Origin of the sequence: Chelonobacter oris (genome assembly GCF_000772535.1) — a bacterium.
In the GTDB taxonomy this organism is placed as follows: domain Bacteria; phylum Pseudomonadota; class Gammaproteobacteria; order Enterobacterales; family Pasteurellaceae; genus Chelonobacter; species Chelonobacter oris.
The window spans coordinates 54,939-67,250 of record NZ_JSUM01000015.1 but is presented as its reverse complement, the minus strand read 5'-3'; the positions used below and the strand labels follow the sequence as shown (position 1 = coordinate 67,250).

The 12,312-nt window shown below is 50.0% G+C and carries 13 protein-coding genes; 10 read left to right on the top strand and 3 right to left on the bottom strand.

Annotation, left to right across the window (positions count from 1 at the left end; all coding sequences use genetic code 11):
- Window positions 1-22 precede the first annotated feature (22 nt).
- Genes OA57_RS10410 through OA57_RS10395 form a run of 4 tightly spaced genes read left to right on the top strand, consistent with a single transcriptional unit; the run spans window position 23 to window position 4,385 of the window.
- The gene (locus tag OA57_RS10410; RefSeq protein ID WP_034617420.1) at window positions 23-574 is read left to right on the top strand and encodes a UPF0149 family protein; all 552 of its coding nucleotides are present in this window, start codon (window positions 23-25) and stop codon (window positions 572-574) included.
- Window positions 575-592: 18 nt separating this feature from the next.
- Window positions 593-1,921 (top strand): Xaa-Pro aminopeptidase, encoded by a 1,329-nt coding sequence (pepP, locus tag OA57_RS10405; protein ID WP_034617417.1) that lies wholly within the window; start codon window positions 593-595, stop codon window positions 1,919-1,921.
- 19 nt (window positions 1,922-1,940) lie between these two features.
- Window positions 1,941-3,155, top strand: coding sequence for a 2-octaprenyl-6-methoxyphenyl hydroxylase (ubiH, locus tag OA57_RS10400; protein WP_034617414.1), 1,215 nt, complete (start codon window positions 1,941-1,943; stop codon window positions 3,153-3,155).
- Window positions 3,156-4,385, top strand: a complete 1,230-nt coding sequence (locus tag OA57_RS10395) for an FAD-dependent monooxygenase (protein WP_034617411.1) — start codon at window positions 3,156-3,158, stop codon at window positions 4,383-4,385.
- A gap of 91 nt (window positions 4,386-4,476) precedes the next feature.
- On the opposite strand, the gene OA57_RS10390 is transcribed toward OA57_RS10395, so the two are convergent.
- The 3 genes from OA57_RS10390 to asd all read right to left on the bottom strand — a co-directional run bounded on the left by OA57_RS10390 (window position 4,477) and on the right by asd (window position 7,604).
- Window positions 4,477-5,805: an anaerobic C4-dicarboxylate transporter gene (locus OA57_RS10390; RefSeq protein ID WP_034617408.1), complete on the bottom strand. Its 1,329-nt coding sequence runs from the start codon at window positions 5,803-5,805 to the stop codon at window positions 4,477-4,479.
- Between the two features lie 225 nt (window positions 5,806-6,030).
- Window positions 6,031-6,663: an FKBP-type peptidyl-prolyl cis-trans isomerase gene (locus OA57_RS10385; protein ID WP_034617405.1), complete on the bottom strand. Its 633-nt coding sequence runs from the start codon at window positions 6,661-6,663 to the stop codon at window positions 6,031-6,033.
- Between the two features lie 20 nt (window positions 6,664-6,683).
- A complete protein-coding gene (gene asd / locus OA57_RS10380; RefSeq protein WP_052122473.1) occupies window positions 6,684-7,604 on the bottom strand; it encodes an archaetidylserine decarboxylase in 921 nt (306 codons plus the stop codon).
- Window positions 7,605-7,798: 194 nt separating this feature from the next.
- Between asd and yceD the strand changes: the two genes are divergently transcribed.
- Genes yceD through fabG form a run of 6 tightly spaced genes read left to right on the top strand, consistent with a single transcriptional unit; the run spans window position 7,799 to window position 12,304 of the window.
- Window positions 7,799-8,320, top strand: coding sequence for a 23S rRNA accumulation protein YceD (yceD, locus tag OA57_RS10375; protein ID WP_034617402.1), 522 nt, complete (start codon window positions 7,799-7,801; stop codon window positions 8,318-8,320).
- A 16-nt stretch (window positions 8,321-8,336) separates the two neighbouring features.
- Entirely contained in the window at window positions 8,337-8,507 is a 171-nt protein-coding gene (gene rpmF / locus OA57_RS10370) for a 50S ribosomal protein L32 (RefSeq protein ID WP_034617399.1), read from the top strand.
- A 33-nt stretch (window positions 8,508-8,540) separates the two neighbouring features.
- Window positions 8,541-9,575, top strand: a complete 1,035-nt coding sequence (gene plsX, locus OA57_RS10365) for a phosphate acyltransferase PlsX (RefSeq protein ID WP_034617397.1) — start codon at window positions 8,541-8,543, stop codon at window positions 9,573-9,575.
- 47 nt (window positions 9,576-9,622) lie between these two features.
- Entirely contained in the window at window positions 9,623-10,579 is a 957-nt protein-coding gene (locus OA57_RS10360; protein WP_034617394.1) for a beta-ketoacyl-ACP synthase III, read from the top strand.
- A 35-nt stretch (window positions 10,580-10,614) separates the two neighbouring features.
- The gene (gene fabD / locus OA57_RS10355; RefSeq protein ID WP_034617392.1) at window positions 10,615-11,556 is read left to right on the top strand and encodes an ACP S-malonyltransferase; all 942 of its coding nucleotides are present in this window, start codon (window positions 10,615-10,617) and stop codon (window positions 11,554-11,556) included.
- 19 nt (window positions 11,557-11,575) lie between these two features.
- Entirely contained in the window at window positions 11,576-12,304 is a 729-nt protein-coding gene (gene fabG, locus OA57_RS10350; protein WP_034617390.1) for a 3-oxoacyl-ACP reductase FabG, read from the top strand.
- Window positions 12,305-12,312: the final 8 nt, after the last annotated feature.

Below are 12,312 nucleotides of genomic sequence, written 5' to 3'. Positions count from 1 at the left end.
ACAATTTATCAGGAAGAAAACCATGACAGCAAGCAATCTAGACTATCGACAATTCAATCAGCAACTACAAACCCACCAAATCGGCATGAATGCCGCCGAATTACACGGTTTCCTCAGCGGATTACAAAGCGGCGGCGTACAAGAAGGCAACTGGAAAGCCCTGACTTATCAATTTACCCACGACGGCCACGCTTATCCGAGCGAATTACTGAAAAAAGTGGAAGAACTGTATCAACACATTCAAGATCAATTCAGCGACGAAGAATTCGCCTTTGAAATCTTCTTGGACGAACAGAGTGTTTTCAGTCGTGCCGATTCGCTGTCGGAATGGGTCAGCCATTTTTTGCTCGGGCTGGCGCTGGCAAAACCGGAACTCGACAAAGAAGGCGAAGAGATCGGCGAAGCCTTGACCGATTTAAACGACATTGCCAATCTGGGCTATGACGAAGACGACGATCCCGAAGAGCTGGACGGCGCGCTGACCGAAGTAACCGAATATGTGCGTGCCATTGCAATGTTTTTCTATACGGAATTCAATCTGCACAATCCGCCGGCAAAACAGACCATTCATTAAGCAAAAGTGCGGTATAACATGGATTTAACCTACTTGGCAAAATTGCCCGACAGTGAATTTCAGCAACGTCGCCAGCGCCTACTGGCGCAATTACCGGAAAACAGCGCCCTGATTGTTTTTTCAGCGCAAGAGAAAACACGCAATGCCGACAGTAGCTACCCGTTTCGCCAAGACAGCTATTTTTGGTATCTGACCGGTTTTAACGAGCCGGATGCCGTCCTGCTGCTGTCGACGCAAAACGGCAAACATGAAAGTGCGGTTTTTGTACGCCCCGCCGATCCGCTGATGGAGACTTGGAACGGCCGTCGCCTCGGCGTGGCGCAAGCGCCGACCGCACTTGCGGTAGACTGCGCCTACTCCATTGACGACATTCAGCACGAACTGCCGAAACGACTGCCGACAACCGCACTTTATCACGCCGATGACTTACAACCATGGGGCGACCGCATTGTGCGGCAAGCCGTGCGTTATGCACGTCAACATCAGCGACAAGGCTTTCACGCTCCGCCGCAACTGATTGACTGGCGCCCGATATTGGACGAAATGCGCCTGTTCAAATCGGAACACGAAGTGGCGTTGTTGCAACAAGCCGGGCAAATCTCAGCACTGGCGCATTTGCGTGCCATGCAGCAAACCCGCCCAAACCGCTATGAATATGAACTGGAAAGCGAAATGCTGCACGAATTCAACCGCCACGGTGCACGTTTTGCCGCTTATAACAGCATTGTTGCCGGCGGCGAAAATGCCTGTATTTTGCATTACACCGAAAACGATCAGCTGCTGAAAGACGGCGATTTGCTGTTAATTGATGCCGGCTGCGAATTTGCGATGTATGCCGGCGATATTACCCGCACTTTCCCGATCAACGGACAATTCAGCACAGCCCAACGGGCGGTTTATGAAATCGTCTTGCAAGCGCAAAAACGTGCGATTGAACTGCTGGTGCCGGGCGCCAGTCTTGAACAAGTCAATCGAGAAGTATTGAAAATCAAGCTTGCCGGCTTAGTAAAACTCGGTATTTTGCACGGCGAGATAGAAGCGCTGCTCGAACAACAAGCCTACAAACCGTTCTATATGCACGGCTTAGGGCATTGGCTCGGTCTCGATGTGCACGACGTCGGAGATTACGGCACAAACCGCAACCGCACTTTAGACGTCGGCATGGTACTGACCGTCGAGCCGGGGCTGTATCTGAGCGAGAAACTGGATATTCCCGCCCAATACAAAGGCATCGGTGTGCGGATAGAAGACAATATTCTGATTACCGAATACGGCAACAAGGTGCTGACCAGCGCCGTGCCGAAAGAGATTGATGAAATTGAAATTCTGATGCAGACAAAAACCTGACGACAAGAGGATAACTGCAATGCAAGTGCAACATTACGATCTGGTGATTGTCGGCGGCGCGATGAGCGGCTGCTGTTTGGCGCTGGCATTGGCGCAGCAGCTGCCTGATTTTCGCATTGCCGTTATCGAGAAAACACCCGCTGAAAAAAATTCACCGTCTACACAAAAGTGCGGTTTTGACGCCCGCAGTATTGCGCTGTCGCACGGCAGCTGCCGGAGATTACACCGCATCGCCTTTGGCAGCCAATCCAGCTTATGGCAAAAAATCGAACCAATGACGGAGGCCATCAGCCGAATTCATATTTCCGATCAAGGGCATTCCGGGCTTGTCAATCTCTCGGCGCAGGAAATGAATTTAAGCCGGCTCGGAATTGTCATTGAACTTGCCTCGATGGGAAAAATACTGCTCGCCGCCATCGGCAAACAGCCGCAAATTGACTACATCGCACCGGCGACCGTCACAGCGTTGCAGCGTCAAGCGGATAACGTGCAATTAACCCTAAGCGACGGAACCCGACTGCAAACCGCACTGTTAACCGCTGCCGACGGCAACCAATCCGCCATAGGCAAACAATGCGGCATCCGCTATCAAACCTTAAGCGATTATGGGCAAAGTGCGGTTATCGCCAATGTCAAAAGCAGCCAACCGCATAACGGACAAGCCTTCGAGCGCTTCACCGCACAAGGGCCGCTGGCATTATTACCGCTGAAAAACGGTTTACTGTCACTGGTATGGTGCGTGAAACAACCCGATATGTTGCTGGCACTTGATGAACCGCACTTTTTACAACAATTACAACAACAATTCGGCTGGCGTTTGGGGCGTTTTGAACAGGTCGGCAAACGCATCGCCTATCCGCTCAAGCTGCAAAAATCCGACAGCCCGATTCATCATCGCTTGGTCTTAATCGGCAATGCGGCGCAAACCTTACACCCGATTGCGGGACAAGGCTTCAACTTGGGCTTGCGTGATGTCACCACTTTGGCAAGCGTGTTAAGCGAAGCGGCACAACAACGGCAGGATCTCGGCTCAAGTGCGGTGTTACAGCGCTATCAACAGCAGCGGCAAACCGATCAAACCCGCATGATCAACCTGACCGACAGTCTAGTCAATATTTTCGCCAACGATCTGCTGCCGTTTCAGTTTGCCCGTAACGTGGGTTTGCTGACACTCTCGCATTTCACACCGTTGCGGCAACATTTTATTAAACCTACTCTGGGCTGGACAACATAAATGAAAAATACGGACATCATCATTATCGGGGGCGGCATGGTCGGTTTGGCTGTGGCGGCAGCGCTGGAAAATGCGCCGTGCAATATCGCCGTCATTGAAGCCAATCCGCCCGATAGCCAATCCCTACAAACCGTCACGCATCGGGTGAGTGCGCTGAATCTGTCCAGCCAAAAAATGCTGCAACAGTTTGGTCTCTGGCCGGCGTTAATACAAGGGCGTTGTTGCGCTTACCGACAGATGGCGGTCTGGGAAAAAGACAGTTTCGCCAATATACGGTTTCACAGCGATTCCCTGGGGTTGGATCAATTGGGTTATATTATCGAAAATCATCTGATTCGCCACCAATTATGGCAAAAAGTGTCGCGGCAAGCGAATGTCGACATTATCGGCGGCAAACCGAAAAGTGCGGTCGGCAATCAACAATGCGCCGTCCTGACACTGGAAGACGGTTCGCTACTGACGGCGAAATTATTGATCGGTGCCGACGGCGCCCATTCCTGGCTGCGGCAACAGGCGGATATTCCGCTGAATTTCCGTGACTACGGCCACAGCGCACTAGTGTGCAATGTCGAAACCGCCGAACCGCACTTGAATACCGCACGCCAGATTTTCAGCCATGATTCGATTCTGGCATTTTTGCCGTTACACCAACCGCACTTATGCTCGATTGTCTGGTCACAGCCGCCTGAACTTGCCGAGCAACACCTGAACATGAATGAAATCGAGTTTAATAAAGCGCTGACTGTGGCATTCGACAATCATTTAGGCTTATGCAAATTAGTCGGGCAACGCCATGCCATTCCGCTCACCGCCCGTTATGCACGTGATTTTGCCAAAAATCGCATTGCCTTGGTCGGCGACGCCGCCCACACCATTCACCCGCTCGCCGGTTTGGGCGTCAATCTGGGGTTTATGGACGCAATGGCACTGGCGCAGGAAATCGAAAAAAACCTGTTGCAAGACAATGACATCGGCGAATTGTACCACCTGCGCCATTATGAACGCTGGCGCAAAAGCGAGGCAGTAAAAATGCTGGCCGCCATGCAGGGCTTCAAATCCCTGTTTAACGGCAGCAATCCGTTGAAAAAACTGCTGCGTGGTGTCGGCATGAACCTCACCAACCATTTGCCGATGGTAAAAGATCAATTGATGGCGCAAGCCTTGGGAATGAACGGCGATTTACCGCAAAAAATTCGTGAGATGCCGAATGATGCGTTGATTTTTAGTTGAAGAAATCGCCAATCCTTAGAATCTATCTGATAACAAAAGTGCGGTTTCTTTTAGAAACCGCACTTTGCGTTTTGGCTGAATGGATCCGCTCTTAGATAATCGCGTATGCCAACGTATAACCGACAAAACAGGCAACCACAACGCCGATAAGCCCCGGCACCATGAAACTGTGGTTAAAGTAGTACTTACCGATTTTCGTCGTGCCGGTTACGTCAAAGTTAACCGTGGCAATATCGGACGGGTAATTCGGGATAAAGAAGTAACCGTAAGTTGCAGGCAGCAGCCCGATTAACAACGGCGCCGGCAAACCGATTGCCAAACCGACCGGCAACATCATACGTCCGGTTGCCGCTTGGCTGTTGATCACCACCGACACCGCAAACAGGGCGAAAGCAAATGTCCACGGATAAGCTTCCACCATTTCGGTCACGCCCGCCTTGAATGACGGCATTGCATATTGGAAATAGGTGTCACTCATCCAGGCAATCCCGAAAATCGCAATCATCGCCACCATACCGGATTTAAACACCACGCCGTTCGGCACGGTTTGCGGATTGGTTTTCGTGGTAATCAAAATAATCCCGCCGAACGCCAACATCATCATCTGAATGATAATTCCCATTGAAATGGCTTTGCTTTCGCCAATCGTTCTGACTTCAGGGAAAATCGCCACGACAACGATGACAGCCAACGCCAAAATAAACAATAACACCGCATTGCGGGCAGAACTCGGCAGCACTTCATTCAGGGTTGTGCTCGTGGTATTGGCGATACGATCGCTCCAGACAGGATCTTTCAGGCGACGCTGATATTCGGGATCATCTTTTAAATCTTTACCGCGACGCAAACTGTAAAGCGACATGGCAATAACCCCCGCCAATGTTGCCGGAATGGTCACGGCAACGATACTTAATAACGTAACGTGTTCATATCCCGGTAATTCGACAATCTGGGTCAAATAGTAAACCACTGCGGCAGAAATCGGACTACCGGTAATCCCCAATTGCGAAGAGACCGAAGCCGCCGCCATCGGACGCTCCGGACGAATGCCGTTTTTCAGCGACACATCGCCGATAATCGGCATAATGGTGTAAACCGCATGGCCGGTTCCCAACATCAACGTCATGATGTAAGTAACCAACGGCCCTAAAATCGTGACCATTTTCGGATTGCGGCGCAAAATCCGCTCGGCAATTTGCAGCATATATTTCAAACCGCCCGCCGCTTCAAGAATGGCGGCACAAGTTACGACGGCGATAATAATCAGCATCACGTCAATCGGCGGCGAAGACGGCGGCATACGCAGCACGAACACTTCGATCAACAATCCGATTCCCGAAACCACTCCTAAGCCCACACCGCCGAAACGGCTGCCGATATAGAGCATGATTAAGAGAAATAAAAACTCCAAGTACAGCATATATTTTTCCTTGTAAAAAAATGAATAATCGGGGTTATGATACAAAATCCCGTTCTACAAACAAGTGTAAAGTAATGAAGTTTTGATTTAGCTCACTATTAAGGGGTAGCCACTACATTTCTATTGCAGAAAAATACATTCCGGATAACATTTTTCTAACGATTGCCGATTTCCGGCGATAAAAAAACGAAGGCATTGCTGCCTCCGTTTTCTAAACTGAATAAATTACAGAATATCCAGTAATTCCACTTCAAAAATCAGCGTACTGAACGGTGGAATCGATGCGCCGGCACCGCGTTCGCCGTAAGCCAGATGCTGCGGAATGGTCAAACGCCATTTCGAACCGACCGGCATCATGGAAAGCGCTTCCACCCAACCGCTGATCACACCGCTGACCGGAAATTCCGCCGGCTGGCCGCGCTGTACCGAACTGTCGAATACCGTGCCGTCAATCAAGCTACCGGTATAATGCACCCGCACTTGATCCTGACGGCTCGGCACAGCCCCGTCGCCCTCAACCAAAATTTCATATTGCAAACCGCTTTCCGTCTCTTTTACCCCGGCGGCCTTTTTATTTTCAACCAGAAAATCTTTGCCCGCTTGTTCAATTTCTTTAAATTGCGCCTGTTGCAACTCACTCGCCTGCTGCTGCATTTGTTGCAGCGCTGCACTGACTTGCTGCAATTCTACCGCCGGCGCATTTTGTTGAATCGCATCATAAATGCCTTTAGCAACCGCTTCCACACTGATATTTAATCCGCTTTGCAACAATTGTTGCCCCATTTGTAAGCCGATGCCGTAGCTGCCGTGTTGTTCGGTGGTGTCCAGCTGTACTTGTGCAAAAAATTGCTCGCTCATAATCGTCCTTATCTGATTAATTAAATTGATGAATGTTGCGTAGCGGAGGCGGCATGTGATGTTTGAGACATCGCCGCGCCCATTTGCACCGCACTTCCGGCTTGCAAGGAAGCCAAAAATTCAACTGCGTCCTGTTGGAACAGATTGATCACGGTGGAACCAAGACGAAATGCGCCCATTTCCTCCCCTTTTTTTAGTTTGACCGCCGAATGCCCTTCGCTTAGATATTCCCGGCTCTGAATTTTGCCGCTGCGCGGCGGATTGATGATCCCGGCCCAAACCGTACTGATACTGGCGGTAATCGTCGCCCCGACCAAAATCTGCACCATCGCCCCGAACGGGGTATCAAAATAACAGATCACCCGTTCATTGCGCGCAAACAAATTAGGAATGTGCTGTGCCAGAAACGGATTGACCGAGAACAGATCGCCCGGCACATAAATCATTTTGCGCAGCACGCCGTCGCACGGCATATGCACCCGATGATAATCGCGCGGTGATAAATAGGTGGTGACGAATTTGCCGTTTTCAAACAGCGAGATCAATTCACCGTCTTGCGCCAACAAATCGGACAAACTGAAAAAATGGCCTTTCGCCTGAATTAACTGTCCGTTGTTAATTTCGCCCAGCTCGCTGATTGCCCCGTCTGCCGGAAAGCAGACCGCACTTTCATCACGGTCGATCGGCCGCGCTGTCGCCTTTAACGGACGGATAAAAAATTCATTAAACGAAGCATATTGATTAACCTCGGTTTTTTCCGCTTCCTGCAAATTAATTTGATATTTAGCGCTGAAAGATTTAATCGCCAAATGGGTCACTACGCCCCACTGTTTTTCGGCAAACCAGCCTGCTAAACGGGTCAGGGCAAATTGCGGCACCAGATATTGAAACGCTACTTTCAGATGCTGCCAAGTGCGGTTCCGTGCGGTTTTTGTTGTCATAAGTCGCCTCTTGCTGTTGTCGTAATATGATCGATAAACGGCGATTATAACAAGTTTCAACGCCACTGTAAGTGCGGATTTCGACATAACCCGAAGTGCGGTTTGCACCATACCGCCGCGCGATTAAAAAAACTTGGCAAAAATGCACAATTCCTTTTGACTATTTTTGTCTGTACAGTTAATATGCGCACCCTATGCAAAAGGTTAAACTTCCCCTGACTGCCGATCCGGTCAAAGATGCCCAGCGCCGTTTGGATTATGTAGGCTACTACGCGCCGAACCAGTTGGATCGTCTGCAAACGTCGGTCAGTCGTGTGCTCAGCGATGCACAAGTTACATTGTCGTTTTCAATCGATCCGCAACGGCTGGTGGTGATTAAAGGTCACGCCGATGTCGAAGTAGAGCTGATTTGTCAACGTTGCGACAAGCCTTTTACTGTGACATCGGAATGCGATTTTTGCTATAGTCCGGTGTCCAACATGGATCAGGCAGATGTGTTACCTGACATCTACGAACCGATAGAATTCAACGAATTCGGTGAAATAGATTTGCGGGATATAGTGGAAGACGAATTAATGCTTTCCTTGCCGCTGGTTCCGATGCATGACCCTGAACACTGTGAAGTGTCCGTGGCTGAACAGGTTTTTGGCAAATTGCCTGCTGAAGCAGAAAAACCAAACCCGTTCGCTGTATTAGCTAATTTAAAGCGAAAATAATTTAGGAGTATGGCCAATGGCTGTTCAACAAAACAAAAAATCTCGTTCACGTCGTGATATGCGTCGTTCCCACGATGCCCTGACTACTGCTGCCGTTTCCGTCGATAAAGAAACCGGCGAAACCCATTTGCGTCACCATGTAACCGCCGACGGTTACTACCGTGGCCGTAAAGTTATCAACAAGTAATTTTTATTACTGCTGTTTCTTTAAGGTAAGCAATTGAATCGTCTAACCCTGGCGTTAGATGTGATGGGCGGGGACTTTGGTCCCCGTATTACTATCCCGGCAAGCCTGCAAGCGTTGGAGCAAGATCCAATGCTGGATATTATGTTGTTTGGCGACAGCCGGATAATGTCACCTTATCTCGCCAATATTCCACATCATCTTCGCCAACGAATCAGCCTGCATCACTGCGAACGCGTGGTCAAAAACCAGCAAGGGCTTTCTCATGCGCTGCGGCACAGTAAAGGCAGCTCCATGCGCCTTGCCATCGAAGCGGTGCGTGACAAACGGGCGCAAGCCTGTGTCAGCGGCGGCGATACCGCCGTGTTGATGGGGCTGGCCAAAGTGCTGTTACAGCCGTTAGCCGGCATTCAGCGTCCCGCCTTGGTTTCCAATATTCCGACCATCGACGGCAAACAAAGTATCATGTTGGATTTAGGCGCTAATATCGACTGCTCCGCCGAAACATTAATGCAATTTGCACAAATGGGGGCGATTTTTGCCGAAAACAGTTTTAATCTGGTCTATCCGCGTGTAGCCTTACTGAATATCGGCATAGAAGAATTAAAAGGGCTGAAAAATATTCGGGATGCCGCTGCGCTGATTCAACAGCAGACACAGCTGAACTATATCGGTTATATTGAAGGTAACTACCTGCTGAACGGACATGCCGATGTCATCGTCTGTGACGGCTTTGCCGGTAATATTGCCTTAAAAACACTGGAAGGAACGGCAAAAAATATTTTCGGATTGCTCAAAAACCGCAACGCCCGTCCGTCATGGATAAAATCCGGGCTAAAAAAACTGCTTGTTCCGTGCGGCAAATACCTTTTAAAGAAATATGCCGGTCAATTAAGTCAGTTTAACCCGGATAAATATAACGGCGCTTCATTGCTGGGACTGACGGCGGTCGTGGTGAAAAGTCACGGCAGTGCCAATCAGGCGGCATTTCTTTATGCTATCCGGCAGGCGGCATGGCAAGTGCGGTCTGACATTCCGAATAAAATTCTGGCGGGTTTAGAAAAAAAATAACGTGCCGCAAATCGTTAGTTATTGATAATCCACATCATGAGATGATTATGTTTAGTAAAATTTTATCCACCGGCAGCTACCTGCCGCAACAGATCCGAACCAACGCCGATCTGGAAAAAATGGTCGATACGTCAGACGAATGGATCAGTGTTCGCACCGGTATCAAAGAACGCCGGATTGCCGCTGCGGACGAAACCGTTGCCAGCATGGGAACCGAAGCCGCCAAAAAATGTATTGAAATGGCCGGAATCGATGTCAATACGATCGACTTGATTCTGGTGGCAACCACCAGTTCTTCCCATGCCTTTCCAAGCTCTGCCTGCCTGATTCAAAAAGAATTGGGCATTCAAGACGCCGTCGCCTTTGATATTGCCGCCGCCTGCTCAGGATTTGTATATGCATTGAGTGTTGCCGATCAGTTTATCCGTACCGGACAGGTGAAAAAAGCCTTGGTTATCGGCGCCGATCTGTTTTCGCGCAGCCTGGACGAACAGGATCGCGGTACGGTCATTCTGTTTGGTGACGGGGCGGGTGCGGTCATTCTGGAAGCCAGCGAACAAGCGGGTATACTTTCCACCCATCTGCACTCCGATCCGACCCAAGGCGACGTATTGGTGCTGGAAAACGCTAAACGCAGCCGCCATGAAGCTTCGCCGAGCTATTTAACCATGCAGGGCAACGAAACCTTTAAAATTGCCGTACGCCAATTGGCAAACGTAGTGGAAGAAACACTGGAAGCCAATCATCTCGACAAAAAAGCAATTGACTGGCTGGTGCCGCATCAAGCCAATTTGCGGATTATCAGTGCAACCGCCAAAAAACTGGATATGGATATGTCGCAAGTGGTCGTCACCCTTGATCGCCATGGAAACACGTCTGCCGGCAGTATTCCGAGCGCCTTGGATGAAGCGGTGCGTGACGGACGAATCAAGCGGGGTCAGCTGGTATTAATGGAAGCTTTCGGCGGCGGTCTCACGTGGGGATCGGCGCTGGTGCGCTTTTAGCCGACAGTTTAAAGAAGTAAAATTAAGGACGTAATATGAAAAAATTTGCAATGGTTTTTCCCGGTCAGGGCTCGCAAGCTATCGGCATGCTAGCCGAGTTGGCGGCTCAATTTCCGATTGTCGAAGAAACCTTTAAACAGGCCTCCGATGCGCTGGGATACGATTTGTGGCATCTGGTGCAACACGGCGAAGCCGAAGAATTGAACCAAACCTGGCGCACCCAACCCGCACTTTTGACCGCATCGGTTGCGATTTACCGCGTATGGCAGCAGCAATATCCCGAATTGCAGCCTGAGATCATGGCCGGTCACAGCCTCGGTGAATTTTCCGCACTGGTTTGTGCCGGCGTGTTGGATTTTCAGGAAGCCGTCAAACTGGTTGAATTGCGCGGCCGCTTAATGCAAAAAGCCGTGCCCGCCGGAACCGGCGCCATGTATGCGATTATCGGTCTGGACAATCAAGCGATTATCGATGCCTGCGCACAAGCGGCACAAGGCGAAGTGGTTTCCGCCGTCAATTTCAACTCGCCCGGGCAAGTTGTGATTGCCGGCAATAAAAGTGCGGTCGAACGTGCTGCGGAACTGTGTAAACAGGCCGGTGCCAAACGTGCCTTGCCGTTGGCGGTCAGCGTACCTTCACACTGTGCACTGATGAAACCGGCGGCCGATCAATTGGCAGTGACCCTTGAATCGATCACCTTCAAAAAACCGCAGGTTGCCGTAATCAACAATGTTGACGTCAAACAGGAAAAATCCGCCGAAGAGATCCGCAGTGCCTTGGTTCGCCAATTGTACAATCCGGTTCGCTGGACGGAAAGCGTCGACAAAATGGCGACAGCCGGCATACAAATGCTGTTTGAAATCGGCCCGAATAAAGTGTTGACCGGTTTAACCAAACGCATCAATAAAGAACTGGATGCACATGCCGTAAATGACAATGCGTCATTAAGTGCGGTTGCAGAACTTATTCAAGACTAATCGGACAAGAGGATATCTTATGCAAGGAAAAATTGCTTTGGTCACCGGCGCCAGCCGCGGTATCGGTAAAGCTATTGCCGAAGAATTGGCCGCCAAAGGCGCGACCGTGATCGGTACGGCAACCAGTGAAAACGGCGCACAAGCGATTTCCGCCTATTTGGGCGACAACGGTAAAGGCTTGATGTTAAACGTAACCGATATCGCCTCGATTGAACAGACACTGGCGACTATTAAAGCGGAATTCGGCGAGATCGATATTCTGGTCAACAACGCCGGTATCACGCGCGACAATTTACTAATGCGAATGAAAGAAGAGGAATGGCACGATATTATCGATACCAATTTGACCTCGGTCTTCCATTTATCTAAAGCCATGCTGCGCAATATGATGAAAAAACGTTACGGCCGAATCATCACCATCGGTTCCGTTGTCGGTTCGTCAGGTAATCCGGGACAGGCCAATTATTGCGCGGCAAAAGCCGGTTTAATCGGCTTTTCCAAAGCACTGGCACAAGAAGTGGCTTCCCGCGGTATCACGGTCAATGTGGTTGCACCGGGCTTTATCGCCACCGACATGACCCATGCACTGACGGAAGAGCAAAAACAATCCATTTTAAGCAATGTCCCGGCCGGCAAACTGGGGGAAGCGAAAGATATCGCCAAAGCCGTTGCCTTTTTGGCGTCTGAAGACGCCGGCTATATCACCGGAACAACATTGCACGTTAACGGCGGACTTTACATGAATTAATCCGTTTG